The 26,513-nt window shown below is 74.1% G+C and carries 28 protein-coding genes; 20 read left to right on the top strand and 8 right to left on the bottom strand.

Translation table 11 applies throughout. The features are described from left to right. The first annotated feature begins 43 nt into the window (after nucleotides 1-43). The 3 genes from AC27LF_RS07065 to AC27LF_RS07055 all read left to right on the top strand — a co-directional run bounded on the left by AC27LF_RS07065 (nucleotide 44) and on the right by AC27LF_RS07055 (nucleotide 3,848). Nucleotides 44-2,290, top strand: a complete 2,247-nt coding sequence (locus AC27LF_RS07065; RefSeq protein WP_479665124.1) for a heavy metal translocating P-type ATPase — start codon at nucleotides 44-46, stop codon at nucleotides 2,288-2,290. Nucleotides 2,291-2,562: 272 nt separating this feature from the next. Further along, nucleotides 2,563-3,210, top strand: a complete 648-nt coding sequence (locus tag AC27LF_RS07060) for a hypothetical protein (protein ID WP_479665125.1) — start codon at nucleotides 2,563-2,565, stop codon at nucleotides 3,208-3,210. A gap of 182 nt (nucleotides 3,211-3,392) precedes the next feature. After that, nucleotides 3,393-3,848 carry a tellurite resistance TerB family protein gene (locus tag AC27LF_RS07055; RefSeq protein ID WP_404028835.1) on the top strand — a complete coding sequence of 152 codons (456 nt, stop codon included), beginning with the start codon at nucleotides 3,393-3,395 and terminating at the stop codon, nucleotides 3,846-3,848. 72 nt (nucleotides 3,849-3,920) lie between these two features. Here AC27LF_RS07055 and AC27LF_RS07050 read toward each other — a convergent pair whose 3' ends face one another. Together AC27LF_RS07050 and AC27LF_RS07045 are read right to left on the bottom strand one after the other, a co-directional pair. Next, a complete protein-coding gene (locus AC27LF_RS07050; RefSeq protein WP_479665126.1) occupies nucleotides 3,921-4,853 on the bottom strand; it encodes a M56 family metallopeptidase in 933 nt (310 codons plus the stop codon). 6 nt (nucleotides 4,854-4,859) lie between these two features. Further along, nucleotides 4,860-5,243 (bottom strand): BlaI/MecI/CopY family transcriptional regulator, encoded by a 384-nt coding sequence (locus AC27LF_RS07045; protein ID WP_479665127.1) that lies wholly within the window; start codon nucleotides 5,241-5,243, stop codon nucleotides 4,860-4,862. 278 nt (nucleotides 5,244-5,521) lie between these two features. Here AC27LF_RS07045 and AC27LF_RS07040 point away from each other — a divergent pair, with 278 nt between their 5' ends. The 5 genes from AC27LF_RS07040 to AC27LF_RS07020 all read left to right on the top strand — a co-directional run bounded on the left by AC27LF_RS07040 (nucleotide 5,522) and on the right by AC27LF_RS07020 (nucleotide 9,602). Beyond that, the gene (locus AC27LF_RS07040) at nucleotides 5,522-6,097 is read left to right on the top strand and encodes a TerD family protein (RefSeq protein ID WP_479665128.1); all 576 of its coding nucleotides are present in this window, start codon (nucleotides 5,522-5,524) and stop codon (nucleotides 6,095-6,097) included. Nucleotides 6,098-6,221: 124 nt separating this feature from the next. Then, complete coding sequence (locus AC27LF_RS07035) at nucleotides 6,222-6,716, top strand: hypothetical protein (RefSeq protein WP_487227785.1); 495 nt, start codon at nucleotides 6,222-6,224, stop codon at nucleotides 6,714-6,716. Nucleotides 6,717-6,862: 146 nt separating this feature from the next. Continuing rightward, nucleotides 6,863-7,447, top strand: coding sequence for a TerD family protein (locus tag AC27LF_RS07030; RefSeq protein ID WP_404028983.1), 585 nt, complete (start codon nucleotides 6,863-6,865; stop codon nucleotides 7,445-7,447). Between the two features lie 123 nt (nucleotides 7,448-7,570). Beyond that, on the top strand, nucleotides 7,571-8,767 hold the full coding sequence (locus tag AC27LF_RS07025) for a TerD family protein (protein ID WP_479663980.1): 1,197 nt from the start codon (nucleotides 7,571-7,573) through the stop codon (nucleotides 8,765-8,767). A 157-nt stretch (nucleotides 8,768-8,924) separates the two neighbouring features. After that, on the top strand, nucleotides 8,925-9,602 hold the full coding sequence (locus tag AC27LF_RS07020) for a lysozyme family protein (protein WP_479663979.1): 678 nt from the start codon (nucleotides 8,925-8,927) through the stop codon (nucleotides 9,600-9,602). 31 nt (nucleotides 9,603-9,633) lie between these two features. Here the strand turns inward: AC27LF_RS07020 and AC27LF_RS07015 are convergent, their stop codons facing one another. Continuing rightward, nucleotides 9,634-9,855, bottom strand: a complete 222-nt coding sequence (locus AC27LF_RS07015) for a twin-arginine translocase TatA/TatE family subunit (protein WP_479663978.1) — start codon at nucleotides 9,853-9,855, stop codon at nucleotides 9,634-9,636. 223 nt (nucleotides 9,856-10,078) lie between these two features. On the opposite strand from AC27LF_RS07015, the gene AC27LF_RS07010 reads away from it, so the two are divergent. From AC27LF_RS07010 to AC27LF_RS06990, 5 genes are all read left to right on the top strand, one after another. Next, entirely contained in the window at nucleotides 10,079-10,465 is a 387-nt protein-coding gene (locus tag AC27LF_RS07010) for a cold-shock protein (protein WP_479663977.1), read from the top strand. Nucleotides 10,466-10,643: 178 nt separating this feature from the next. Further along, nucleotides 10,644-11,321 carry a hypothetical protein gene (locus AC27LF_RS07005; RefSeq protein WP_479663976.1) on the top strand — a complete coding sequence of 226 codons (678 nt, stop codon included), beginning with the start codon at nucleotides 10,644-10,646 and terminating at the stop codon, nucleotides 11,319-11,321. A gap of 160 nt (nucleotides 11,322-11,481) precedes the next feature. Then, entirely contained in the window at nucleotides 11,482-11,727 is a 246-nt protein-coding gene (locus AC27LF_RS07000; RefSeq protein ID WP_479663975.1) for a ferredoxin, read from the top strand. Continuing rightward, a complete protein-coding gene (locus AC27LF_RS06995; RefSeq protein ID WP_479663974.1) occupies nucleotides 11,717-13,108 on the top strand; it encodes an NAD(P)/FAD-dependent oxidoreductase in 1,392 nt (463 codons plus the stop codon). The genes AC27LF_RS07000 and AC27LF_RS06995 overlap by 11 nt, the downstream gene beginning before the upstream one ends. Before the next feature lie 47 nt (nucleotides 13,109-13,155). After that, nucleotides 13,156-14,394: a cytochrome P450 gene (locus tag AC27LF_RS06990; RefSeq protein ID WP_479663973.1), complete on the top strand. Its 1,239-nt coding sequence runs from the start codon at nucleotides 13,156-13,158 to the stop codon at nucleotides 14,392-14,394. 55 nt (nucleotides 14,395-14,449) lie between these two features. On the opposite strand, the gene AC27LF_RS06985 is transcribed toward AC27LF_RS06990, so the two are convergent. Next, nucleotides 14,450-15,367 carry a PfkB family carbohydrate kinase gene (locus AC27LF_RS06985; RefSeq protein ID WP_479663972.1) on the bottom strand — a complete coding sequence of 306 codons (918 nt, stop codon included), beginning with the start codon at nucleotides 15,365-15,367 and terminating at the stop codon, nucleotides 14,450-14,452. Between the two features lie 190 nt (nucleotides 15,368-15,557). Continuing rightward, a complete protein-coding gene (locus AC27LF_RS06980; RefSeq protein WP_479663971.1) occupies nucleotides 15,558-16,250 on the bottom strand; it encodes an alpha/beta fold hydrolase in 693 nt (230 codons plus the stop codon). Nucleotides 16,251-16,445: 195 nt separating this feature from the next. Here AC27LF_RS06980 and AC27LF_RS06975 point away from each other — a divergent pair, with 195 nt between their 5' ends. From AC27LF_RS06975 to pgm, 4 genes are all read left to right on the top strand, one after another. Beyond that, entirely contained in the window at nucleotides 16,446-16,982 is a 537-nt protein-coding gene (locus AC27LF_RS06975; protein ID WP_479663970.1) for a P-loop NTPase family protein, read from the top strand. A 203-nt stretch (nucleotides 16,983-17,185) separates the two neighbouring features. Continuing rightward, nucleotides 17,186-18,034: a PP2C family protein-serine/threonine phosphatase gene (locus AC27LF_RS06970; protein WP_479663969.1), complete on the top strand. Its 849-nt coding sequence runs from the start codon at nucleotides 17,186-17,188 to the stop codon at nucleotides 18,032-18,034. A 382-nt stretch (nucleotides 18,035-18,416) separates the two neighbouring features. After that, on the top strand, nucleotides 18,417-19,490 hold the full coding sequence (locus AC27LF_RS06965) for an MASE1 domain-containing protein (protein WP_479663968.1): 1,074 nt from the start codon (nucleotides 18,417-18,419) through the stop codon (nucleotides 19,488-19,490). A 114-nt stretch (nucleotides 19,491-19,604) separates the two neighbouring features. Further along, on the top strand, nucleotides 19,605-21,245 hold the full coding sequence (gene pgm, locus AC27LF_RS06960) for a phosphoglucomutase (alpha-D-glucose-1,6-bisphosphate-dependent) (RefSeq protein WP_479663967.1): 1,641 nt from the start codon (nucleotides 19,605-19,607) through the stop codon (nucleotides 21,243-21,245). Nucleotides 21,246-21,293: 48 nt separating this feature from the next. Here pgm and AC27LF_RS06955 read toward each other — a convergent pair whose 3' ends face one another. Next, nucleotides 21,294-21,794, bottom strand: a complete 501-nt coding sequence (locus AC27LF_RS06955) for a carboxymuconolactone decarboxylase family protein (protein WP_479663966.1) — start codon at nucleotides 21,792-21,794, stop codon at nucleotides 21,294-21,296. 237 nt (nucleotides 21,795-22,031) lie between these two features. On the opposite strand from AC27LF_RS06955, the gene AC27LF_RS06950 reads away from it, so the two are divergent. Both AC27LF_RS06950 and AC27LF_RS06945 read left to right on the top strand, forming a co-directional pair. Continuing rightward, on the top strand, nucleotides 22,032-22,322 hold the full coding sequence (locus AC27LF_RS06950) for a DUF6400 family protein (RefSeq protein WP_479663965.1): 291 nt from the start codon (nucleotides 22,032-22,034) through the stop codon (nucleotides 22,320-22,322). Continuing rightward, complete coding sequence (locus AC27LF_RS06945; RefSeq protein WP_479663964.1) at nucleotides 22,309-22,566, top strand: hypothetical protein; 258 nt, start codon at nucleotides 22,309-22,311, stop codon at nucleotides 22,564-22,566. Before AC27LF_RS06950 ends, AC27LF_RS06945 begins: the two co-directional genes overlap by 14 nt. A gap of 21 nt (nucleotides 22,567-22,587) precedes the next feature. Here the strand turns inward: AC27LF_RS06945 and AC27LF_RS06940 are convergent, their stop codons facing one another. Then, the gene (locus AC27LF_RS06940; protein WP_479663963.1) at nucleotides 22,588-24,180 is read right to left on the bottom strand and encodes a glycerol-3-phosphate dehydrogenase/oxidase; all 1,593 of its coding nucleotides are present in this window, start codon (nucleotides 24,178-24,180) and stop codon (nucleotides 22,588-22,590) included. Beyond that, nucleotides 24,177-24,776 carry a TetR/AcrR family transcriptional regulator gene (locus tag AC27LF_RS06935; RefSeq protein ID WP_479663962.1) on the bottom strand — a complete coding sequence of 200 codons (600 nt, stop codon included), beginning with the start codon at nucleotides 24,774-24,776 and terminating at the stop codon, nucleotides 24,177-24,179. The genes AC27LF_RS06940 and AC27LF_RS06935 overlap by 4 nt, the downstream gene beginning before the upstream one ends. Before the next feature lie 123 nt (nucleotides 24,777-24,899). On the opposite strand from AC27LF_RS06935, the gene AC27LF_RS06930 reads away from it, so the two are divergent. Further along, the gene (locus tag AC27LF_RS06930; protein WP_479663961.1) at nucleotides 24,900-26,492 is read left to right on the top strand and encodes an FAD-binding oxidoreductase; all 1,593 of its coding nucleotides are present in this window, start codon (nucleotides 24,900-24,902) and stop codon (nucleotides 26,490-26,492) included. Nucleotides 26,493-26,513: the final 21 nt, after the last annotated feature.

The raw sequence follows: 26,513 nt of genomic DNA, 5'->3' as shown, positions 1-26,513 counted from the left end.
GCCCGCGGCCCTCAACCCAAGCCGACAGCTCGGAGGACCAGACATGACCACCCTCGCTCCCGGCGCCGCCGAGGTCGAACTCGCCATCGGCGGCATGACCTGCGCCTCGTGTGCGGCGCGGATCGAGAAGAAGCTCAACCGCATGGACGGTGTCCGGGCCACCGTCAACTACGCCACCGAGAAGGCCAAGGTCACCTTCGACGAGGGCGTGGCCGTCGCCGACCTCATCGCCACCGTCGAGGCCACCGGCTACACGGCGCACCGGCCGCGGCCCGAGCCCGCCGCACCGGACGCCCCGCCCGGCCGCACGGACGACGAACTGCGCACGCTGCGACGGCGGTTGACCACTGCCGTCGTCCTCGCCGTGCCGGTGATCGCCATGGCGATGGTCCCGGCCCTGCAGTTCACGTACTGGCAGTGGCTGTCCCTGACCCTGGCGGCCCCCGTGGTGACGTACGCGGCCTGGCCCTTCCACCGTGCCGCCTGGACCAACGCGCGGCACGGCGCCGCCACCATGGACACCCTGATCTCGGTCGGGGTGTCGGCGGCCGTCCTGTGGTCGCTGTGGGCGCTGTTCCTCGGCACGGCCGGGACGCCCGGCATGACACACCCCTTCGAGCTGACCATCGCCCGCACCGACGGGGCAGGGAACATCTACCTGGAGGCCGCCGCCGGTGTGACGGCCTTCATCCTGGCCGGACGGTACTTCGAGGCGCGGTCCAAGCGGAAGGCGGGCGCCGCGCTCAGGGCGCTGCTCGAACTCGGCGCCAAGGAGGTCACCGTCCTCCGTGACGGTCGCGAACGCTCGGTCCCCACAGGGGAGTTGCAGGTCGGCGATCGCTTCCTCGTACGCCCCGGAGAGAAGATCGCCACCGACGGCACCGTGGTCGAGGGCACCTCCGCGGTGGACGCCTCCCTGCTCACCGGTGAGTCCGCCCCCGTCGAGGTGGGCGTCGGGGACGGCGTCACCGGGGCCACCCTGAACGCCGGAGGCCGCCTCGTCGTGCGGGCCACCAGGGTGGGGGCCGACACCCAACTCGCCCGCATGGCCAGGCTCGTCGAGGACGCCCAGAACGGCAAGGCGGCCGCGCAGCGGCTCGCCGACCGGATCTCCGGTGTCTTCGTGCCCGTCGTGCTCGCCCTGGCCGTGGCCACGCTCGGCTTCTGGCTGGGCAACGGCGCCGGCCTGACCGCCGCCTTCACCGCCGCGGTCGCCGTCCTCATCATCGCCTGCCCATGCGCACTCGGGCTCGCGACCCCGACCGCGCTGCTGGTGGGAACGGGCCGGGGCGCACAACTCGGCATCCTCATCAAGGGACCCGAGGTGCTGGAGAGCACCCGCAGGGCCGACACCGTCGTGCTCGACAAGACCGGCACCGTCACCACCGGACGCATGACCCTGCTCGCCGTGCACCCGGCCGAGGACACCGACGAACAGGACGTGCTGCGGCTCGCCGGCGCCCTGGAACACGCCTCCGAGCACCCCGTCGCGCGGGCCGTCGCGTCCGCCGCGGCGGACCGGGTGGGACCGCTGCCCACGCCGGAGGACTTCGCCGACGTACCCGGCCGCGGCGTGCAGGGCGTGGTCGACGGGCACGCCGTCCTGGTCGGCAGGGAGCGGTTGCTGGCCGACTGGGCCATGTCCCTGCCGGAGGGACTGCGACGCGTCAAGGCCGGGGCCGAGGCGGCGGGCCGTACGGCCGTCGTGGTCGCCTGGGACGGCCGGGCCCGCGCGGTCCTCGAAGTCGCCGACGCCGTCAAGGACACCAGCGCGGAGGCCGTCCGGCGGCTGCGCGGCCTCGGGCTGACCCCGGTCCTGCTCACCGGGGACAACCGTGCCGTGGCCGAGGCGGTCGCCGCGGAGGTCGGCATCGAGGGCGAGCACGTCATCGCCGAGGTGCTGCCGCAGGACAAGGTGGACGTCGTCAAGCGCCTCCAGGGCGAGGGCCGTTCGGTCGCCATGGTCGGCGACGGCGTCAACGACGCGGCGGCACTGGCCCAGGCGGACCTGGGCCTTGCCATGGGCACCGGCAGCGACGCCGCGATCGAGGCCGGCGACCTGACGCTGGTGCGCGGGGACCTGCGGGTCGCCGCCGACGCCATCCGGCTCGCCCGTCGCACGCTCGGCACCATCCGGTCCAACCTGTTCTGGGCGTTCGCCTACAACGTCGCCGCCCTGCCGCTCGCCGCGGCGGGCCTGCTCAACCCGATGATCGCCGGTGCGGCCATGGCCTTCTCCTCGGTCTTCGTGGTCGGCAACAGCCTCCGGCTGCGGCGGTTCCGCGCGTAGGCGCTCCGCTGGGTGTGCCGCTATGGGCCGTCGGTTGTGTGCGGCTTCGTTGTGGCTGGTCGTGCCCGCGCGGCGGAGCCGCATATCGGGACAGCCTCGCGCCCCTTTCGGGGCTCTGTTCGGCGGGGCCGGTGGGGCGGTGTGCCGTGATGCACGAGTCTTTAGCGGTTGCGCAATTCGGGAACCGTTAGACTCGCCACTCCTCAACCACCGTCCGGCAGGGCGGCCACGCTTGTCGCGAGCGCCGTCGGCCTTCACACCTCGGGGGACACATGTCGGATCCCGCGCCGTCGGCCACGGAGATCGGTGCCGTGTTCGAGCGGGTCCTCGCTCGGGCCCTGGACTGCGCGCAGATCACGGAGGCACTGGCACGCCCCGGTGCGCCGCTCGACCGGGAGTGGCTGCGCGCCCGTGCGTCGTCGGCCCGCGGGGCCATCACGGCCGCCGCGGCCGTCGAGTACCAGGACTACCTCGGCGCCAGAGCGGCGGACGCCGCCCGCACGCGGGCCCCCGGCGACACGGTGGCGCCGCCGCGCCGGGCGGGCGGGCTGCTGGCCGTGTTCGCGGTGCTGGTGCCGAGCCTTTCGGCCGTGGCCGCCGCCGTCTTCCTGCTGTCCGGGTACGGCCTGCGCGCCGTGGCCGGCCGGCCCTACGTCGGCGACGGCCTGATCACGGCGGGACTGCTCGCCGCCGCGGTGGCCGCCGGGGCGGCGATCGGCGATGCGATCTGGCTGTGGGTGACGGCGGTCCGCAACCGCTCCGGCGAGCGGCACGGCGGCCTGGCCGACGCCGGACCCGAGGCGGCCGCGGCGCGCGCCGCCTGGGAACTCGCCCTGCTGGAGCGGGGAATGATGCCGTTTCTGCTCGGCCGCATCGAGGAGGCGCGGGGGGCGGAACGCGGTGACCGTGCCGTGCGGTGACGCTCCGCCGGGTGCGGCGCGCTGGGCCGTCGGTAGTCTGCGGCGCCGTTGTGGCTGGTCGCGCAGTTCCCCGCGCCCCTGCGGGGCGCTTGCTGCTATCTTCTACAGCACTGTAGAAGTAAAGGCGGCTGCCGGTGCGGCTCTGTGTGCGGTGCGGTGGCCCCGGAGTGAGGGAAGTCGACATGGCCCTGTGGGACCGCATCAAGGACTCGGCGTCGCAGATGCAGAATCAGCTGGTGGCGAAGAAGAACGACCTGAAGAGCGGGGCCTTCCGCGACGCCAGCATGGCGATGTGCGCCCTGGTGGCCGCGGCCGACGGAAAGATCGATCCGGCGGAGCGGCAGCGCGTCGCGCAGCTCATCTTCAGCAACGAGGTGCTGCAGAACTTCCCCGCTGACGACCTGCGGCGCCGTTTCGAGGAGAACCTGGACAAGCTGACCGCCGACTTCGACTTCGGCAAGGTCGGCGTGCTCCAGGAGATCGCCAAGGCGAAGAAGAAGCCCGCCGAGGCCCGCGCGGTGATCCAGATCGGCATCGTCATCGGCGGCGCCGACGGCGACTTCGACGCCACCGAGCGCGCCGTGGTCCGGGAGGCATGCTTCGCGCTCGGGCTGCCGCCCCACGAGTTCGACCTGTGAGCGAACGCCGTCGCGACCCAAGGCCACCGCTGCGGCCGGGCGCGGCAGCCGCCCGCCCGGGGCGGGCCCGCGTCACAGGGGCGTGGCCGCGTGCAGGAGCAGCAGCAGCGTGACCGCCGAGTTGGCCGAGAACATCGCCGACAGCAGCGCCCCGGTCGCCGCGGTCCACAGGGCCAGGCCCACGGCGGTGAAGATGGGCGGCCAGGCCCGCACGGCGGGCGCCGGTCCGAGCAGGGCCGCGACCCGGCGGGGGAGCGGCCCCGGAGCCGCGAACGGGGCGAACGCGGGCGCGGGCGTGCCCTGGGGGACCAGCGCCGCCTTGCCGATCGCCCGCGCGACGGCCCGGCGGCTGCCGACCACCTGGGCCGCCGCCTCGTCCGCCCAGCGCTCGGTCGTATAGGCCACGGCCGTGCGCAGCGGCCACAGGAAGGGGTTGGCGCAGGCGGCGAGCCGGACCAGCAGCAGATGGCGGTGGTGGCCGGCCGCGAGGTGCGTGCGTTCGTGCGCGAACAGGGCCCGGCGCTCCCGTGGGGCGAGCCGGGCGAGCATGCCCGTGGAGACCACGACGCGGTCGCGTGGGCCGCCCGGCAGCGCGTACGCGTACGGCTCGGCGTCGGGCAGCACCGCCACCTCCGTGCGCGGCAGCTCCGCGAGGGCCCGGTGGGCGCGGCGCCGTAACCGGTGGTGGTGCAGCAGCGCGCGCAGACCCGCGCCGACCACCGCGACCAGCGCGGGAATCGCGGCCTTGCCGACGATCTCATGGCGCGGCACGCTCTCCCGCACCTCGGTGTCCGACCAGCCGTCCGGCAGCGGATTGCCGGGCAGTTGTGCGGTGCCGACCACCATCAGCAGCGCCAGGCACACCGTGCTGCACAGGGCCATGACACAGGAGACGCCGGTCAGCAGCAGCGTCGCGGTGCGGGGGTGGAGGCGCTGTTCGGCCAGGCGCGCGATCGGCCAGGCGGTCAGCGGCAGCACCAGCGGGAGGAAGACGAAGATCCCCATGCGGTGTCAGTCCTCGTCGCCGGCCTGGTCCAGCAGTTCGCGCAGCAGTTGCTCGTCGTCCTCCGGCAGCGTGGTGACGAAGCTGGCCAGCACCGCCCTGCGGTCCCGCTCGCCGTCCAGGACCTTGTGCATCTTCAGCGCGGCGAGACCGGCGCCGTCCGCGGCGGGCAGCCACACGAACGAGCGGCCTTCGCGCCGGCGGGTGACGGCGTCCTTGGCCAGCAGCCTGGCCAGCACCGTCATCACGGTGGTGTAGGCCAGGTCGGCGGCCAGATGGTCCTGCACCCAGCCGGCGGTCACCGGGCCGCCGGCCTCGTGGAGCGCCGCGAGCACCTGCGTCTCCAACGCGCCCTGCGCCCGGCGCGGACGGTGCGGATCCGGGTTCGTCACGCGCTGTCTCCCTTCTGCTGCGCCCCGCCCGGCTTCTCGCCCCGGGGCGTCACATCGTATAGAGCGGGGGCCGGCCACCCGTTCGGGGACGGCCGCCCCTGGCCGAAAGCGGGCGGTGACGCCGGGTCACATCTCGGCCTCGCCCCGCCGTGCGGCGGTGTGGCGCATTCGCCTCGCGTCCGTACGCGCCCTCTGCGCGATTACTTCTACAGTGTTGTAGATTCTAGCTCGGGCCGTGGCACGGACCCGAGTCGACCGCGTGTGTGGAGGTATGGAGCATGGGTGTTTCCCTGGCCAAGGGCGGCAATGTCTCGCTGAGCAAGGAGGCGCCGGGGCTGAGCGCCGTGCTGGTGGGGCTGGGCTGGGACGTACGGACCACCACCGGGGCCGACTTCGACCTGGACGCATCGGCGCTGCTGCTGACCTCCGCGGGCAAGGTCCCCTCGAACCAGCACTTCGTCTTCTACAACAACCTCAAGAGCCCCGACGGCTCGGTGGAGCACACCGGCGACAACCTCACCGGTGAGGGGGAGGGCGACGACGAGTCCATCAAGGTCGACCTGGCCGCCGTGCCCGCCGAGGTCGAGCGGATCACCTTCCCGGTGTCGATCCACGACGCCGAGTCGCGCGGCCAGAGCTTCGGGCAGGTCCGCAACGCCTTCATCCGCGTGGTGAACCAGACGGGCGGCGCCGAGATCGCCCGCTACGACCTGTCCGAGGACGCGTCGACCGAAACGGCCATGATCTTCGGCGAGTTGTACCGCAGCGGCGCCGAGTGGAAGTTCCGCGCGGTCGGCCAGGGGTACGCCTCGGGCCTCGCGGGCATCGCCGCCGACTTCGGAGTCGATGTCTGAGCAGGCGACGCGCGCCGAAGACCCGTGTGAGGGCCGCGCCCCCGGCCCTCACACGCCCGCGTGCCGGCCCGCGGGCCCGCATCGGACGGGCCCGCGGGCCGGCCGGGGAAGGAGCGTGAACGGCGTGCCGGGCCCGCGTCCGGCAGACCGGGCGGACTTCGCGCGGGTACTCCGATCGGCCCTGGACGGCCCGGAGATCCGCGCGGCCCTGAGCGCCGATGCCACCGGCCGGGCGGCGAGCCGGCTGTATGGCTGGGCGCCGGCCGCGGAAGCCGAGATCGCGGTCGCGGCCCAGGACGAGTACCGCGCCTGTGCGGACGCCCGCGCGGCGGCGGGCCGCCCAACGTCCCCGGCCGAAGGCAGCCCGCTCGCCGGCGGCACCGGGCTGCCGCCGGCCGTGCTGCTGCCCTTGATCTCGGCCGTCTCCGCGGCCGTGCTCCTGCTCATCGGGCACGGGCTGCTCCTCGCCGGCGCGGCGGTCCGGTTCGCCGGCCCGGTCCGCTCGGCGGGCTGGGTGCTCGCCGTGGCGGCGGTGGCCGCCGCGGCCCTCGGGGCGGCGGCGCGGCCCCGGGCCGGGACGCCGGGCAGGCCGGGACGGGCGGGCCGGTGGCCCCGGTGAGCGCCGACGACGTCGAACAGGCCCGGCGGCGGTGGCGGCAGGCACTCCTGGAACGCGGCGTCCTGCCCCATCCGCGCCGCCGGCTGCCCGCCTCCCTCGCCCCCCAGGGCCTTGAACGACCCCCGCGACAGAAAGCGAGACGACATATGTCGGTCAATCTGAGCAAGGGCCAGCAGATCAGTCTGAGCAAGTCCGACGGCACCGCACTGAACGCCGTCCGGATGGGGCTCGGCTGGCAGGCGGCCCAGCGCAAGGGCTTTTTGGCCAAGCTCACCGGCCCCCGCGACATCGATCTGGACGCCTCGGCGCTGCTCTTCGCCGGCGGACAGCTCGCCGATGTCGCCTTCTTCCAGCATCTGACCAGTGACGACGGCTCCGTGCGGCACCTGGGCGACAACCTCACCGGCGGCAGCGGCGCCGGCGGCGACGACGAGGTCATCCTCGTGGACCTCGGCCGCGTCCCCGCGCACGTCGACCAGATCGTGTTCACCGTCAACTCGTTCACCGGACAGACCTTCGCCGAGGTGCAGAACGCGTTCTGCCGCCTCGTCGACGAGAACACCGGGCAGGAAATGGCCCGGTACACCCTCAGCGGCGGCGGCACGTACACCGCCCAGATCATGGCCAAGCTGCACCGCGGGACGGGCGGCTGGCAGCTGAAGGCCATCGGGGAGCCCGCGGCCGGCCGGACCTTCCAGGACCTGCTGCCCACCATCGTCGGCCACCTCTGAGCCGGACGCAGACGACCACAGCGTGCAATCACTTCATCTTTTGCGCAATCAGGGAACTGTAAGGACCGGTCCCCCGTTGATCACGACGAACACGGGACGCGGAAGCAGCAGCGGAGGACATGCATGAGCGTGCCCCTGACCAAGGGCGGCAATGTGGTGCTGGGCCGGCAGGCCCCGGGCCTGAGCGCGGTGACGGTCGGCCTGGGCTGGCAGGCGAACACGGGCTACGACCTGGACGCCAGCGCGCTGCTGTGCGACGGGTCGGGCAAGGTGCCCTCCGACGAGCACTTCGTCTTCTTCAACAACCTGAGCAGCCCCGACGGTTCGGTCCGGCACTCCGGGGGCGGCGGCCCCGTCGGCCCGGACGACCAGCAGATCCACATCGACCTCGACCGGGTGCCGGCGGACGTGTCGAAGATCGTCTTCCCGGTCTCCCTCTACGAGGGCGCGGCCCGCGGCCAGTCCTTCGGGCAGGTCCACCGGGCGCACATCCGGGTGCTCGACCGGCACGGCGGCGCCGAACTGACCCGCTACGACCTCGCCGCCGGCGGCCTGTCGGATGAGACCGCGCTGGTCTTCGGCGAGCTGTACCGGCACGGCGCGGAGTGGAAGTTCCGCGCGGTCGGGCAGGGGTACGCCTCCGGGCTCGCGGGCATCGCCGCCGACTACGGCGTGGACGTCCTGCGCGCGCCGGACCCTGGCCCGGAACCCGTCACCCCGCCGTCGGCGGACACGGGCACGCACCTGCCGCCGCCCGTCGCCGCGGCGCCACCCACGGCGGCAGCGCCACCCTTGGCCGCAGCGGCACCAGCACTCCTGGCGGCACCGGCACCCGTGGCGCCGACACCGACCCTTGTCTCCACGCCCGCCCCCACGTACCCCGGTTCACCCCAACCCCCAGGGAGTTCCCCCGTGACCTGCTTCTTCGACCCCGACCACGGCCCCGGCGCGACGATGGTGACCTGGTCGCCGCAGTGGGGCGTGCCGCGCCCGGTTCAGGCGTGCGGCGGCTGCGCGCAGCGGGTGCAGACCACGGCGCCGCCGTTCTACGCGCCGCCGCAGCCGGGGTATCCGCAGCCGATGCAGCAGGGCTATCCGCAGCCCGGCCAGGTGCAGCAGGGCTACCCGCAGCCGGGGTATCCGCAGCAGGGCTACCCGGCGCCGCACGGCGACCCGCAGCACCAGGGCGGACGCCGCTTCGGCACCGGCGCGCTCATCGGCGCGGGCGCGGCGGGCCTGGTCGGCGGCGCCCTGCTGAACGAGGCCCTGTCCGACGACGAACCCGACGTCGTGGTCAACAACTACTACGAGGAGGAGTGACCGTCCGCCCGCCGCGGGCACCGCGCCGCACCGAGCCGGGGCGGCGCGGCCTCACAGGGGCCTTGGTCCCGGTGGGTGGGCGCGGCCTCACGGGGGTCTTAGTCCCGGTGGGGTAGAAGGATTCTGGTCGAGGGAGGGATGCGAGAGAGGACCGGACATGTCCGATTCCAGGGCGTCGAGACGCTGGCGCTGGCTGCCCGTGCTGGTCTTCGCCCTCGCCGTGTACGTCATCGTGCGCGCCGCCAACACCCCGCAGGGCGACGGCCCGCCGCCCGCGGGGTCGTCCGCCTCCCCCTCGCCCGCACCGACCGGAAGGCCCTCGGCCACCGCGTCAGCGGCGGCCGTGTCCTCCTACGACCCCGCCGACTACGCCCGCCAGGTCCGCGACTGGGCCGGGCGCACCGGCGTCAGCGCCCAGCTGCTGATGGCGATCCTCTACAACGAGTCGTACAAGCCGCACGATCCCGGCCTGGAGCGGGCCTGGCAGAAGTACAAGCCCGACGCCTCCTTCGGCATCGCCAACATGCACCGCGCCACCTTCGACGAGGTCAAGAAGGGCCGGGACTTCGCCGGCCGCCGTTGGGAGGAACTGCCCGACGACCGGGACCTCGCCATAGAGGCCGAGGCATGGTACCTGCACGACCTGGGCGGCCGGCTCCCCGCCCAGTGGCCCGCCGCCTACGACAGGGACGAACTGCTGGCCCTCGGCTACAACACGGGTGCCGGCAACATGCTGGCCTTCGCCGGGGGCACACCGCCCGGCAGCCAGGCCCGGGCCTACCTCGACAAGCTCCACACCAACTGGGCCAAGGCGGGCCGGGCCGTCGGCGCCTGACGCACCGCCGGGCGGCCGGGTGTCCGTACCGTCAGGTGCGGGGCGAGCCGTCCCGGTCGACCACGGTGCCGCTGACCACGTCCCCGGCCGCGGGCGAGCCGCTGTGCGCGTCCTGTTCCTTGAGTGCCTTGGCCTCGCTCTTGAAGATCCGGGCCGCCTTGCCCGCCGAACGCGTCAGTTCGGGCAGCTTCTTGATGCCCAGGACCACGATGACGACGATGAGGATCACGGCCAGTTCACTCAAGCCGAACATCAGAAACGCCCTCCCGGTGGCGGAGCCGACCGGCACGGCGTACCGGCGACATCCACAATCTACACTGTTGTAGAAGTCTCTCCCGCGGACAGATCATGCAACAAGCCCCCCGTCCCGTCCGCCGCCCGGATGAAGGGGCGCGGGGCAAGCTGCTAGAGTTGCCCGCTGATTCGTTCGGGCAGGTGGCCCGGGTTGTCTGGGGGTTGGTGTGGCAGCAGGCCGTGTGGTGAGGTTCGACAGCGTTCGCGGATATGGGTTCATCGCCCCGGAACACGGGGACGAGGACGTCTTTCTGCATGTGAACGACCTTTTGATCCCCGAGTCCATGGTCCGTACCGGACTCGCGGTCGAGTTCGAGATCGAGGAGGGGGAGCGGGGCCCCAAGGCGTCGTCGATCAGGCTGGCACCGGGCGCGACGCCACGTGCCGGGTCCGCGTCGGGGTCCGTCGGTGACGACCCGCTGTGCGACGTGCTGCAGACGGTCGAGTTCACCAACGAGATCACGGAACTCCTGCTGCAGACGGCGCCGACCCTGACGGGCCAGCAGATCGTGCAGATCCGGCGCGAGTTCCTGCAGTTCGCCAAGAAGCACGGCTGGACCGAGGACTGACCCGCACGCCCACGACGCACGCCGGGGCGCCGCCCGCCCCGGCACCGTGGGACCCCGCCGGGCGGCGGATGCCCCGCGCGGACCGCCGGGTGTGCCGTTCGGGCGTGTTCCGGTGGCGGCGAGCGGCACAAGACGGCTTGCTGGTGGCATCAGCCGCCGCACAGGAAGCGAGCCGCGCATGCAGACAACGGCGTCGGGAGAGCGGGCACTGCAGACCCCACGGGCCGCCGGGCTCGCCGGGGTCGTCTTCGCGCTGCTGCTCGCCGCGGCGATCGTCCTCATCCGGATCGGCATCCCCGAAGGCGCCGACGAGATCACCGCCGCCGACTTCGCCGACTCGGCCGGGCACAACGCGGTGCACACGGCGCTCGCGCTCGTGCCGTTCGCCGGCATCTTCTTCCTCTGGTTCACCGGCGTCGTCCGCAGCCACCTGGGCGAGGCCGAGGACCGGTTCCTCGCCACCGTCTTCATCGGCAGCGGCCTGCTCTTCGTCGCCACCCTGTTCGGGGCGGCGGCGGCCGCCGCCGGCGTCCTCGACGTCGCGCGGGTCGCAGGTCCGGCATCGGCGCTGCCGACGTGGGCCTTCGGCAGCCATGTCGCGTACACCCTGATGACCGGATACGCGATGCGCATGGCCGCCGTCTTCACCTGCTCGCTGTCGGTGCTCGGCCACCGGCGCGGCGTGCTGCCGCGCTGGCTGGTCCTGCTGGGCCTGCTCACCACCCTCGTCCTGCTCTTCGTCTCGTCCAACGTGCCCTGGGCCGAACTGGCCTTCCCGGCCTGGTCGCTGGTCCTCAGCGGCTACATCCTCGTCGTCACCAACCGTCCCCTGCCCTCCATGGCCGCGGCGACCTGAACCCGACCGCGCACCGGTGCCGTGGCCGCGGCCCGTCACCCGATCGGTCGGCCCCGGCGCGCGGCGCCCGCACCGCCGCTCCCATGCTGGCCGAGGGGGACGACCGCCGTCCGCCGCGGGCGGCGCACGACGGACCCGGCCACCGGAAGGGCGGAGCGCCATGAGGCTTGTGGTCGACCTCAACAGGTGCCAGGGATACGCCCAGTGCGCGTTCCTCGCGCCGGACGTCTTCACCATGCACGGCGAGGAATCGCTCGTCTACAACCCGCGTCCCGAGGCGGACCAGCGCGAACGGCTCGCCCGCGCCGTCGCCGCCTGCCCCGTCCAGGCGATCACCGCCGAAGGACTCGACGGCCCCGCCGGCCGGCCCGCCGCAGGCGCACCGGAGGCGAGCGATGCCCGGTGACTACATCGCCTGGCTGCGCGGCGAGGGCCGGATCGTCGTCGTCGGCGCCTCGCTCGCGGGACTGCGGGCCGCCGAGACGCTGCGCGCCGAGGGCTTCGCCGGATCGCTCACCATGATCGGTGACGAGCCGTACGAGCCCTACGACCGGCCGCCGCTGTCCAAGGCGGTGCTGCTCGGCAAGGCGTCCGCGCACCACACCGGACTGCCGCGCCGCAGGGACATCGACGCGAAGTGGCGGCTCGGCGTACCGGCGACCGGACTCGACCTGGCGGGCAAACGGGTACGGCTGGCGGACGGGGACGAGGTCGAGTACGACCGGCTGCTGATCGCCACCGGCGTACGCGCCCGGCCCTGGCCCAAGGAGGACGAGGCCCGGCTGGACGGCGTCTTCCTGCTGCGCACCCGGGACGACGCCGCCGCCCTGTACCGGCGGCTGAGGGCCGGGCCGCGCCGGGTCCTCGTGATCGGCGCCGGATTCTCCGGTTCGGAGGTCGCCTCCGCCTGCCGCGAGGCGGGCATCGCGGTCACCGTGGCGGAACGGGCCGACGGGCCCCTGGTGGGTGCGCTCGGCGGGGTGATCGGCGCGGTCGCCGCCGACCTGCACCGGGACAACGGCGTGGACCTGCGCACCGGCGTCACGGTCACCGCCCTTGAGGCTGACTCGGCGGGCCGGGTGAGGGCCGCCCACCTGTCCGACGGGAGCGTCGTCGAGACGGACGTCGTGATCGTCTCGCTCGGCGCGATCCGCAACACCGAATGGCTCACCGGATCGGGGCTCGGCGCGGGCCCGCGGGGCATCGCCTGCGACGCGGGCTGCCGCGCCTTCGACTTCCGGGGCATCGTCACCGACGACGTCTACGTCGCGGGCGATGTCGCCCGCTCCCCGCACGCCCTGTTCGGCTACCAGTTCCTCTCCCTGGAACACTGGGGCAACGCCGTCGCCCAGGCCGAGGTCGCCGCCCACAACATGATCAGCCATGGCGCGGACCGGCGGCCGCACCTGTGGGTGCCGGCCTTCTGGTCCGCGCAGTTCGGCGTGAACATCAAGTCGGTCGGCGTGCCGCCGATGGGCGAGGAGATCATGATCACGCAGGGTTCGCTCGCCGAACGCCGGTTCGTCGGCGTCTACGGCTACCAGGGCCGGGTGATCGCCGCCGTCAGCTTCGACAACACCCGCTGGCTGGAGTTCTACCAGCGGATGATCGAGACGGGCGCGCCGTTCCCGCTGGAGTTCCCGACCGTCGACCGCCGCCCCGAGGGCCGCAGGCCCCTCCCTGCCGACTTCCCCGACCCGTCGCTGCCGACGCACGGCCCGTCCGTCACCCTCACCGGCTACTCACCGGCGGACCGCCGCCTGGTCTTCACCCCGAGCCGCCACTGACGGACACCCGGTCCCCCCGGACCGCCTCACATTCTCAGGGACCCGCCATGACGCACGCCTCGCTCCTGCGCCAGATCACCGACCACGCCCACCGCGCCGACCCCTACCCGCTGTACGCGGAACTGCGCAAGACCCCCGTCCTGCACGAGGAGGAGGGCGGCCCCTACGTCATCAGCTCCTACTGGGACATCGAAAGCCTGCTGCACGACCCGCGCGTCAGCTCCGACGCCACCAACCTCGCGGCGATCGGCGACGCCGAACCGGGCGGCCCGGAGGCGACGGGACTGCCGCCGAGCTTCATCCGGCTCGACCCGCCCGAGCACGACCGGCTGCGGCGCATCGCCAACAGCTCCTTCGGGCCGCCGCACCGGCCGCGCCGCCTCGACCTGCTGCGCGGCGAACTCGTCCGGATCGTCACCGGCCTGATCGACGGCTTCGGTGACGCCCGGCAGATCGATCTGGTCGACCAGTTCGCCTACCCGTTCCCGGTGACCGTGATCTGCCGGCTGCTCGGCGTACCACGCGAGGACGAACCGCGTTTTCGCGCCTGGGTCGACCCGATCGTGGCGAGCCTGGACCCGGCGGTCCGCTCGCACGAGAGCGACGACGAGCGGCGCGTCGCCCAGGAGGCGCGCATGCAGCTCGGCATGTATCTGGCGGGGCTGGTCGAGCAGCGCGCCAAGGAGCCCCGCGACGACATGCTGTCCGACCTGGTGACCCGGCACGGCCCGGACGGCGCGATGACGATGATGGAAGTGCTCAGCACCTCCGTGCTGCTGCTCATCGCGGGCCACGAGACGACGGTGAACCTGATCACCAACGGCATGCTCACCCTGCTGCGGCACCCCGAGTACCTGCACCGGCTGCGCGCCGACCCGGACCTGTCCGTCAGGATCGTCGAGGAACTGCTGCGCTACGAGCCTCCCGTGCACCTGGTGACGCAGCGCACCTGCATCACGGACATCGACGTGCGCGGGGTGACCATCCCGAAGGGCTCGCGCATCTGGCTCGTCCTCGCCGCCGGCAACCGCGACCCGGAGCGCTTTCCCGACCCCGACCGGTTCGACCCGGACCGCGAGGACATCCAGCACCTCGGCTTCGGCAGCGGCGTCCACATCTGCTTCGGCGCGCCGCTGGCCCGCCTGGAGACCCAGATCGCGCTGTCCGAGCTGGCCCGCCGGCTGGACAACCCCCGCCTCGTCGAGGACCCGCCGCCCTACCGGCAGAACGCGCTGCTGCGCGGCCCACGCCGTCTGGACGTCGCCTTCGACACCCTGCTGCCCTGATCCGGCGCCCGCGCCAAGGACCTGGCGGGCTTACCCGTGCTCCTCGTCGGTGCCGTCACCTTCCGAGCATCCAGGAGCGGGTGCCGAACGACGCGCACGACCGCGACGCCACCTCCGCCGCCCGGGCGAGCGCCACGGCGAAGCGATCGGCACGGTCCCGTCCGCCCGCGGCGCCGCCGCCACGGGCGGGCGCCCAGTGGTAGGCGAACGCGCCGTGCAGGAAGTCCCCCGCGCCGAGGGTGTCCGCCACCGCGGTCGGCGGCACCTCGACCACGCCCTGCCCGTCGGGGCCCGACCAGACGAGGGGGTCCGCACCCGCGCTGACCGCCGCCCAGGTCACCCCCCGAGCGTGCAGGTACGCGAGTGTCTGGGCGGGTGTCCGGGTGCCCGGCGGACGGAAGTCGGCCGAGCAGACGGCCACGTCGATCAAGGACAGCAGGGTCTGTGTGCCCTCCTTCCAACTGCCGCCGTCCAGCACGGTGGGACGCCCCGCGGCCCGCGCCGCACGGGCCGTGGCGATCGCCAACTCCATGTGGTGACCGTCGAGTTCCACGATGTCGCAGTCGGCCACCAGGGCGTCGAGGCCGTCCGGCGCGGCGAGCCGGTGCCGGCCGGCGTTCGTGGAGGCGACGGCCCGCCGCCCGCTCGCGGCGGTCACCAGGACCGACGAGACGGCGGGCGGCTCGGTCGTGTCGGCCGCCAGGTCGTCGACGGCCACGCCGAGCGCCGCGAGGTCGGCCGCAGCGGTGCGGGCCAGCGGATGGCGGCCGAGTCCGGTGAGGAGCCGTGCCCGGCCGCCCAGATGGGCGAAGACGGCGGCGGCGTTGGCTGCGGGGCCCCCGGCGGCCACCGTCTGGTCATGGGCCGTCAGCTTCTCGTCGGGCCCGGGCACATGGTCCACCAGCTGGACGACGTCCAGGGTGCACAGGCCGACGAACAGCCCGACCGGCTGCCGCCGCGTGCCGTGTCCCATCCGTGGACACCTCCTCCCGCCGGGGAAACCGCGATCAGTGTACGAACCACAGCGGACCGCCCAGCCGCCACGGACGATCCCCCCGCCCCGGTCCCGGTGGCGGGGGAGACCTACGGCGTGCCGTCGCCCGCGCGGGGGAGGCCGAGGACCGGGGCGTCGTGCACGACAGGCGTATGGGGCGGCGTGTCGTTCAGATCCAGCCGGTCAGCGCGGTCATGAAACCGTCGAAGTCGTCCCGGTGGAGGGTGTGTCCTGCGCCGCCGACGGTGCGTACCTCGAAGCCGCTTCGCGTCAGCCGCCCCTGCAACTCGGCGGTCACGAGCGTGCTCGGATCGGCCGCAAGCACCAGCGAGGGCACCACCGCGCGGACCGGCGTACGGCTGACCGCGTACACGTCGGCGATCGCGCGCGCGGTCCTCGGGTCCCAGGCCGCGAGCGTGGCCAGTTCCACGTCCACGTCGGCCTGCTCCCAGCGCGGATTGAGGCCGGCGATCATGTCCCGGGTGGCGTCCTTGAAGGCCGCGAACCGTGCCGCCCCCGCGCCGGCCTCCGGTCTCATCTCCCAGGCCGGGTCGCAGTACACGGCCCGGGCCGGGGCAAGCCGCTCGACGGCGCCGGCCAGCGCCATCGCACCCAGGGAGTGCCCGATCGCCAGCTCGGGGGCGGCCGGGAGGGTGTCGACGAGATCGCCGGCCCAGTTGTCGGCGCTGTACTCTCCCCGCTCGCTCGCGCCGTGCCCCCGCAGGTCGACCGCGACCACCCGGTAGCCCCGGTCGGCCAGCGCCGGTCCGACACGACGCCATGTCCTGTGGTCCGCCATGATCCCGTGGACGAGTACGGCGACCCGGTCGCCGTCGCCCCACTGACGGGTGTGCAACTTCATCGGCATGCCCCTTCCGGTCCGGTGTCCGTCGATCTCTCTATGCCCTCTGTGCGCCGCGCCGGCGACCGGCCGATGGCCGGGCGCTTCGGACCGCGGTCGGGCACGGCGCCGGCGCCCCGGTCCACCGCCCACGACCCCGGCCGCCGCTCCTGCTCGCCGGGCCGTGCGCGGGCCGCGCGGCGGTAGCGTGCCCCTGTGAAAGTTGGCACCGCGGAAACCCGGCTGATCGTGCTGCGCGGCAACAGCGCCTCGGGCAAGTCCTCCGTCGCGGCCGGTCTACGGAACCGGTTCGGCCGCGGTCTCGCCCTGGTCGCACAGGACAATCTGCGCCGCGTCGTGCTGCGCGAGCGCGATCTGCCGGGCGCGGCGAACATCGGCCTGATCGACCTCACCGCGCGCTACGCCCTGGACGCCGGATACCACGTGGTGGTGGAGGGCATCCTCTACGCGGACCGCTACGGCGACATGCTCGCCCGGCTGCGCGCCGACCACCGCGGCCCGACCCACGGCTACTACCTCCAGGTGCCGTTCGCCGAGACCCTGGTCCGGCACGCCACCAAGCCGATCGCCGAGGAGGTCGGCGAGGACCAGCTGCGCGAGTGGTACCGGCCGCTGGATCTGCTGCCCGGCGCCGCCGAGACCGTCGTCGGCGCCGACAGCCATCTCGCCGCGACCGTCGACCGCATCATGAGGGAAACCGGCCTGACGGGCCTCACGGCCCGGGACCGCTGACGGCGGGCCCGGCGCCCCACGACGGCACCCGGCGTGCTCGGACCCCGCCCGGCGCGCGGCCGTACCTCCCAGCGCGTGGCCCGTACGCCGGCGCACGGGTCGTATCGCCGGGGGTGAGCGGTCCCCATCCGGGGTGACGGTGATCCGATCGGGCTAAAATCGAGGAATTCGTCCCGGTAAGGACGGCCTGGCCGGAGTGATCGATGCCCCGCAAGCCCGTAACGGACGACGGCGACGAGCTGTTGGCCAGACTCCGCTCGCTCACCGCTCAGGCGCGCGAGTGCGCGGAGCTGCAGCGCTCCCACGTCGAACTGGCCATCGCCCTGCAGCGCGGCATGCTCCCACGGGACCTGCCCACCGCCCCCGGCATCCGGCTGGCCGTGCGCTACTCGCCCGCCTGTCACGGCCTCAACGTGGGCGGCGACTGGTACGACGCCTTCGTGCTGCCCGACGGCCGGATCGGACTGTCCATCGGCGATGTCCAGGGCCACAACATCGAGGCGGCGGCCTTCATGGGGCAGGTACGGGCGGGGCTGCGGGCGCTCGCCACCGTCACCGGCGACCCGGGGGAACTGCTCGGCCGGACGAACGACCTGCTGCTGTCGCTGGGCAGCGAGCTGTTCGCCACGTGCACCTTCCTGCGGCTCGACCCGTCCACCGGCGTCCTGGAGAGCGCCCGGGCCGGACACCTCCCCTTCGTCTGGGCCACGGCGGACGGGCGGTCCGGGCTGGCCGAGGACGAGGGCGGACCGCCGCTCGGCGTCGGCGCCGGGGCACAGTATCCGGTGGCCCGGAGCCGGCTCGCCGAGGGCGGGGTGTTCGTGCTGCTCACGGACGGGGTGGTGGAAGGGCCCGCCATGACCGTGGAGGAAGGGCTCGACCAGGTCGTCCGTCTCGCCGGCACGGCCGTCGTCGCGGGGCTGGGGGCCGACGCGCTCGCCGGTGCGGTGCTCAAGGGCGCCGAACGGGTCGGACACGAGGACGACGCGGCCGTCCTCGTCGTCGGCCACGACGCGCCACCGCAAGCCCAGCAGCCACCGCCACCACCCTGACACCCCCGTCCGCCTCGACACCCCCGTCACCGACGGTGCCCCGAAAGGACCGCGAGGAACTACGCGCTCAACCACGACGGCCCCGCAGACGAGGACCGAGGGGAGCCCCGAAAGGGGCGCGGGGAACTGCGCGCTCAACCACGATGGCGCCGCAGACGAGGGCCGAGGGGAGCCCCGAAAGGGGCGCGAGGAACTGCGCGCCCAGCCCCGACGGCGCCGCAGACGAGGGGAGCCGCGCTCAACCACGATGGCGCCGCGGACGAGGACCGGCAGATGCCCCGCAGGGGAGCCGCGCTCAACCACGACGCCGCCGCAGACGAGGACCGGCAGATGCCCCGCAGGGAGCGCGCTCGCCTCGCCGAGCGCGCGGCCTCGGTGTCTCATGGCTGCTGTGGTGGGTACCCAGGAGCTGCGTCCCCAGGTCGTCCCGGCGCTGGCGGTCGCCGTCTGCTACTACGCCGGCGCCCGGCTCGGACTGCTGCGCCAGGTCGTCGTCGAGAACGTCGTGGTCATGCCGATCTGGCCGCCGACCGGCGTCGCCATGGCCTCCCTGCTGGTCTGCGGGCTGCGCTGCTGGCCCGGCATCACGGTCGGCGCCCTGCTGGCCGTCCTGGCCGTCAACGCGCCGGGCCCCGACCTGATCGGCACGGTCGCGGGCAACACGATCGCGCCGGTGTGCGCCCTGCTGATGCTGCGTCGCGTCGGCTTCCGGACCGACCTGAGCCGGCTGCGCGACGGCCTCGCGCTGGTGTTCCTGGCGGCGCTGCTCGCCATGCTCGTCAGCGCGGTCGTCGGCTCCTCGATGCTTCTTCTGACCGACAGGCTCGCCGCGCCGGGCTACTGGCGGGTGTGTCTGGCGTGGTGGGTGGGTGACGCGATGGGCGTCCTGCTCGTCACGCCGGTGCTGCTGCTGCCGTACCAGACGCGATGGCCGCCGCGACTGCGCCGCTGGAAGGAGGCCCTGGCCCTGGCGCTCGCCGTCTGCTGCGTCGTACCGCTCGCCGTGTACAGCGCCATGGGCCTGCTCTTCCTGGTCTACCCGCTGCTGATCTGGTCGGCGCTGCGCTTCCGGGTGGCCGGCAGCACGCTGTGCGCGCTGTTCATGTCCGTCCTGGTCACCGTCGCGGCGACGGACTACGTCGGTTCGTTCAAGGGGCTCACGCCGGTCGAGGTGCTGCTGAAACTGCACGCGTTCAACGGGACGGTGGCCCTGACCGCGCTGCTGCTGTCGGCGGTCATCACCGAGCAGCGCAACACCCGCAGGTCCGTGGAACAGGCATGCCAGGAACTGGTCGAGGTGCTGGAGTACCTCACCACGGGCGATGCCGTCGGCCGCCGCTTCACCTCCTCCGCCCGGAACGCGGGCCGGACGTCGCCAGGACCGCCGGCGGGGCCCGGCGCCGAGCGCTCCCCGCCCGCCCGGGACGGCGGGGGCGGCCGCCCCGACGGGCGGTGAGCCGCCGACGGGACCCGGTCAGCCGCCGGCGCCGGGCCCCCCTCGCGAAGCGGGGCCGCAGCGGGGAATGATGGGACGCCGAGCGATGGATCTACGACCCGGAGGAACGGACCCATGCCGCACGAACGAGCGGGCACGCCGGCCCGCCCCGAGGACCTGGTCGACGTGGCCCGGCTGGTCACGGCGTACTACGCGCTGCACCCCGACCCGGCCGAGCCGGCCCAGCGGGTGGCGTTCGGCACCTCGGGACACCGCGGGTCGTCCCTGGCGAGCGCGTTCAACGAGGACCACATCGCCGCCACCAGCCAGGCGATCTGCGAGTACCGCGCCGGTCAGGGCGTGTCAGGTCCCCTGTTCCTCGGCGCCGACACCCATGCGCTGTCGGAGCCCGCGAAGGTCACCGCGCTGGAGGTGTTCGCCGCCAACGACGTCACGGTGCTGATCGACGGCGCGGACGGGTACACCCCGACGCCGGCCGTCTCGCACGCGATCCTCACCCACAACAGGGGCCGCGCCGACGGCCTCGCGGACGGGGTGGTGGTCACCCCGTCGCACAACCCGCCCGCCGACGGCGGCTTCAAGTACAACCCGCCGAGCGGCGGCCCGGCGGCCTCGGACGCGACCTCCTGGATCCAGGACCGCGCCAACGAGATCATCACCGGCGGCCTCAAGGACGTACGCCGCATCCCCTACGCCCGGGCGCTCGCCGCGGCCGGCACCGGTCGGTACGACTTCCTCGGCCGTTACGTCGCCGATCTGCCGAGCGTGCTGGACCTGGACGCGATCCGGGCGGCCCGGGTACGGATCGGCGCCGACCCGCTGGGCGGGGCGTCCGTCGCCTACTGGGGCCGCATCGCCGAGGAACACCGGCTCGACCTGACGGTGGTCAACCCGCACACCGACCCCACCTGGCGGTTCATGACGCTGGACTGGGACGGCCGGATCCGGATGGACTGCTCGTCGCCGTACGCGATGGCCTCGCTCATCGAGCGGCGGGACCGCTTCACCATCGCCACCGGCAACGACGCCGACGCCGACCGGCACGGCATCGTCACGCCGGACGCCGGTCTGATGAACCCCAACCACTACCTCGCCGTCGCCGTCTCCTACCTCTACGGCCACCGTGACGCGTGGCCCGCGGACACCGGGATCGGCAAGACGCTGGTGTCGTCCTCGATGATCGACCGGGTCGCCGCCGACCTCGGCCGCCGGCTGGTCGAGGTCCCGGTCGGGTTCAAGTGGTTCGTGGACGGACTGCTGGGCGGGACGCTCGGCTTCGGCGGCGAGGAGTCGGCCGGCGCGTCCTTCCTGCGCCGGGACGGTTCGGTGTGGACGACGGACAAGGACGGCATCCTTCTCGCCCTCCTCGCCTCCGAGATCACCGCCGTCACCGGCCGCACCCCCTCGGAGCACTACGCCCGGCTCACCGAGCGCTTCGGCGAGCCCGCGTACGCCCGCATCGACGCGCCCGCCTCCCGACAGGAGAAGGCCCTGCTCGCACGGCTCTCCCCGGCCCAGGTGACCGCGCGGACGCTGGCCGGGGAACCCGTCACCGGTGTGCTCACCGAGGCCCCGGGCAACGGCGCCGCCGTCGGCGGCATCAAGGTGACCACCGAGCACGCCTGGTTCGCGGCCCGCCCGTCCGGCACCGAGGACGTCTACAAGATCTACGCCGAGTCCTTCCGCGGTCCCGACCACCTCCGCCAGGTCCAGGAGGAGGCCCAGACGGTGGTCCTCGCGGCGCTCGGCGCCTGACCGGCCCACCCCCGCCCCGCGCCGCCGGGCGGCGCGGGGCGGCGGCGGTCACGCCGTACCGAGGGGGGCCGCGCCGCGCACCGGGTGCTTGCTCATGACCGAGACCCGGTTGAAGGCGTTCATGGTGATCGCCACCCAGATCACCGCGGAGACCTCGGCGTCCGACAGCACGGCCCGCGCCTGCGCGTAGGCGGTGGTCTGCGCTTCGGCGTCCGCGGGGTGCGTGGTGGCCTCGGCCAGGGCGAGCGCCGCCCGCTCCCGCGGGGAGAACAGCTCCGTGTCGCGCCAGGCGGGCAGGACGCCGAGGCGCTGCGTCGTCTCGCCGGCCCGCAGGGCCGCCCGGGTGTGCAGGCTGAGGCAGTAGGCGCAGGCGTTGAGCTGGGACACCCGGACGTTGAGGAGTTCGACCAGAGCGCGGTCGAGGCCCGCCTCGTCCGCCGCGGCGCGCACCGCCTCGGCCGTGGCGGTCAGCGCGCGGTACGCGCCCGGGCTCTGCTTGTCGACGTAGACGCGCCGTTCGCTGTCCGCCGCCGCTGCCGTCTGGGTCACCTGTGCTCCTTCGTCCCGTGCCGCTGTGCGGGTGATCGTCCGCTGCCCTCCTATCATCACCCCCGTGAATGTTGAAGCCGGGACTACCCTCCGCGAGGGCGAAGGGCCCGGCGCGCGACGAGATCCCGGCAGCCCGAAACGTGCCACCCGGCGGCCCCGGCCCGGACCCCTGTGCGGGCTGTGATGTCGCCCACGCGCTCTTGCCCTGGCGAGGAAGGCAAACCTAAGTTCGACCGCATGTCCGCCTATGACCCCACCCATCCCACTGATCCCGGCGACCCCGGCGATCCCGCCGCCGGGCGGCCGGTCGACTTCGCCATCGACCTCACCGCGCACGAGGCGCACCGGCGGGCCCAGGTCCTTGAGGCCATCGGCCCGCACTGGGACCCGGTGGAGGCGCTGCACGGCGAGGAGGCGGCGTACGACCTGCTGTACTCCGGCCTCGACGAGGAGCAGCGGCGCGTGTACGACGACCTGGTCGCGGCCGGAGTGCTGCCGCCGCGCGGGGGTGGCCGTGCTGCCGCTTGATCCGCAGGCCGACATCGGCCGCCGGGCCTGGGTCGCCTGCCCGCACTGCGCCGACGGCGACGGCTGCGCGCGGTGCGCCGAGCGGCGCACCTGCGCCGAGCACTGGCGTTATCTGCTCGCCAACAGCGGCAGCGTGCTGCATCTGCAGTGCCCCTCGTGCGGCCACGTCTGGGACCACGAGACCGGCTTCGGCGCCACCCGCCCCGCCCGGCGGCGCACCATCGACGACCTGCCCCGCTCCTGATCCCGGGGCCCGCCCGGCGGGTCAGGCGGGTGCGGCCGCCGCCCGGTCGAGTGCCGCGCGGGCCGCCCCGAGCGCGGCGGCCCGGTCCTCGGGTACGAGCCCGATCCGGGTGCGCCGGTCCAGCAGGTCCGCCGCGTCGAGCGCGCCCTCGTGCCGTGCCGCCCACAGCAGTTCGGCGTGGGTGACGGGCTGTCCCGGCAGCACGGGTTCGGCCAGCCGCGGATCGTGCGCGGCGAGCGCGTGCACGGCGGGCGCCTCGGTGCCGTACCGCCGGACCAGGCGGGCCGGTGCGGGCAGCAGAGCGAGCCGGCCGGGCGGCGCCGCGCCGACGAGCGGCAGCGACGCGGTGGGGGAGGGCCCCGCGGAGAGCCGGTGGACGCTGACGGCGGCGTCGACCGCGTCCTCGGCCATCCGCCGGTACGTCGTGAGCTTGCCGCCCACCACCGTGATCACACCCTGCGCGGAGGTCAGTACCGCGTGCCTGCGCGAGATGTCCGACGTCCGGATCGCCGCGCCGCGCCGCGTGGTGTCCAGCAGGGGGCGCAGCCCCGCGAAGGCGCCGACGACGTCGCCGCGCCGGACGGGCGCGTCCAGCACGGAGCCGAGCACGTCCAGCAGAAAGCCGATGTCCGTCTCGGGGACCTCCGGTACGTCGGGGACGCCGCCCTCGACCGGCTCGTCGGTGAGACCGACGTAGACCCGCCCGTCACCCTGCGGCAGTACGAGGACGAAGCGGTTCGTCTCACCGGGCACGGGGACGTGCAGGCCCGCCGGGAGCGGTCCGAGCCGGTCCGCGCGCAGCACCAGATGGGTGCCCCGCGAGGGGCGTATCCGGATGCCGTCCACCAGGGAGCCCGCCCACACCCCGGAGGCGTTGATCACCGCGCGGGCGCGGATCTCGCCCTCCTCGCCGGTGAGTTCGTCGCGGACGCGGGCGCCCGTCCGGGTCAGCTCCAGCGCCCTGACCCGGGTCAGGACCTTCGCGCCGCGTGCGGCGGCGGTCCGGGCCAGCGCCGTGACCAGACGGGCGTCGTCGGTGACCCGGCCGTCCCAGGAGAGCAGGCCGCCGCGCAGCCCGTCGGCCCGCACCGCCGGCGCCATCCGCCGGGCCTCGACGGCGGACAGCCGGCGGGGCGCGGGCAGCGTGGCCCGGGAGGTGCGGGCCAGCAGGCGCAGGGTGTCCCCGGCGCGGACACCGGCCCACGCGAGGGACACCTGAGGGCCGGTCACCAGCGGGGTCAGCGGGAGCACGAAGGGCTGGGCGCCCACGAGGTGGGGGGCGGTGCGCTCCATCAGCACCCCGCGCTCGACCGCGCTCTCGTGGGCGACGCCGACCTGTGCGGAGGCCAGATAGCGCAGCCCGCCGTGGATGAGCTTGGAACTCCAGCGCGAGGTGCCGAAGGCGAGGTCGTGGGCGTCGACGGCGACGACGTCCAGCCCGCGGGCCGCGGCGTCCAGGGCCGCACCGGCCCCGGTCGCGCCGAGTCCGACGACCAGCACGTCGGCCGTGCCGCCGCCGGCCGCCGCGGCCAGTTCACGGGCGCGGCGGGCGGCGCGGAGCGACGATCCGGGGCGGGGTGCGGCGGCCTCGGCGGTGGGGCGGGCGGGGCTCATGGCGCGAGGGTCCTCTCCAGGATGAGGCGCAGTTCGCCGAGGAACGCCGCGGGGGTCAGGTCGGCGTCGTCCTCGTCGGTCATGGTCCGCAGGGACAGCGTGAAGGACTGGACGATCAACAGCAGTGACCGGGCCTGCCGTTGGACGGGGCCGGGGCGCACCGAGCCGTCGGCGTGTCCCTCGCGCAGGGCGTCGGCCAGCAGGTCGAGCAGCGCCTCCTGGCTCGCTCCGCGGCGGTCGAGCACATAGGGCAGGAGCAGTTCCGGATCGACGTCGACGATCTTGCGGAAGAGCGGGTGGGCGCGGAACGCCCCGACGCCCGTGACGAGTCCGTCCACGATCAGTGCCCGCGCGTCGAGACCCGGCCGCCGCTCGGGCATGGCCGCGGTGGCCACGCCGATCCACTCACGGGTCATCAGATCGCCCACCAGGGACCGGACATCGGGCCAGCGCCGGTACAGCGTCATCCGTGAGACGCCGGCGCGGCGGGCCACGTCGGTCAGGGTGGTGCGCCGGACCCCGACCGCCAGGACGCAGTCGCGCACCGCGTCCAGGACTCGATCGCCGTCCGACTGGTTGTGACGAATAGGCGTCATGTGTCACAGTGTAACGCCCTGGGGGTGAGGCGGGAGACGGCGCCCCACGGACCGACCGCTTCGCGGGCCGACCGTCTCGCGCACCGCGCCCCGCGCGAACCGACCGACGAGGGACGACCGTTCATGGACATGCTGTGGAGCGGCTGGGGCGACCCGGCCGAGGCGGCACCGCTGCCCGACACGGTGACCGCACTGCTCGGCGAACTGCTCGGCGTGCGCCCGCGCGGCACCGGCACGCTCACCCTCGACGACCTCCGCGTCCCCGACTCCCCGCTCGACGCCGACGCGCTCGGGGCCCTGGCGGACGCCGTCGGCGGCGCCGAGTGGGTACGCACCGACGCGGACGGCCGTATCCGGCACACCCGCGGCAAGTCCACCCCCGACCTGCTGCGCATCCGGGCCGGGGACACCACCGACGTACCGGCGGCCGTCGTCCTGCCCGCGACCCACGACGAGGTGCTGGCCGTGCTGCGCGCGTGCGCCCGGCACGGCCTCGCCGCGGTCCCGTTCGGCGGCGGCACCTCCGTCGTGGGCGGCCTCGCGCCCGAGCGGCGCCGCCCCTTCGTCGCACTCGACCTGCGCCGCATGACCGGCCTGCTCGACCTCGACCCGGTCTCCCGCACCGCCACCCTGCAACCCGGCCTGCGCGCCCCGCACGCCGAGGCGCTGCTCGCCGAACACGGCTTCACCCTCGGCCACTTCCCGCAGTCCTACGAGTGGGCCACCATCGGCGGGTTCGCCGCGGCCCGCTCCAGCGGCCAGGCATCCGCCGGACACGGCCGGTTCGACGACATGGTCCTCGGCCTCACCGTCGCCACCCCCGAGGGCACCCTCGACATCGGCCGCGCCCCGCGCTCGGCGGCCGGCCCCGACCTGCGCCAGCTGATCCTCGGCTCCGAGGGAGCCTTCGGCGTCATCACCGCCGTCACCGTACGCGTCCGCCCCGCCCCCGAGACACGCCGCTACGAGGGCTGGCGCTTCGCCTCGTTCGAGGAGGGCGCCGCCGCGCTGCGCCGGCTCGCCCAGGACGGGCCACGGCCCACGGTGCTGCGCCTGTCCGACGAGACCGAGACCCTGATCGGACTCGCCGAGCCCGCCGCCATCGGCTCCGCCGCCGCGACCGGCACCGGCTGCCTGGCGATCGCCGGCTACGAGGGCACCGAGGAGGAGACGGCACACCGGCGGGCCGGGGCGGCGGCCGTGCTGAGCGCGTGCGGCGGCACCCATCTGGGCGCGGGCCCCGGCGAACGCTGGGCCGCAGGCCGCTACGCGGCCCCGTATCTGCGGGACTCCCTGCTGGACGCGGGCGCGTTGGCCGAAACGCTGGAGACCGCCGCCTTCTGGTCCCGGATCCCGCGGCTGTACGCGGCGGTCCGCGGGGCGCTCACCGACACCCTCACCGAGGCGGGCACACCACCGCTGGTGATGTGCCACATCTCGCACGTGTACGAGAACGGCGCCTGTCTGTACTTCACGGTGGTCAGCGCCCAGGGCGCCGACCCCGTCGCACACTGGGCACCCGCCAAGCGCGCCGCCAACGAGGCCGTGCTCGCGGCCGGCGGGACGATCAGCCACCACCACGGTGTGGGCACCGACCACCGCGACTGGTACGTCAGGGAGGCGGGCCCGCTCGGCGTCGCGGCCCTCCGGGCGGTCAAGCGCCGACTGGACCCCGAGGGGCTGCTGAACCCCGGGATCCTGCTGCCCGTCGACTGACCGGGCGGCGAACCGCCCGGC

This window comes from Streptomyces diversicolor, assembly GCF_057537855.1.
This window is presented reverse-complemented; position numbering and strand designations above follow the sequence as displayed.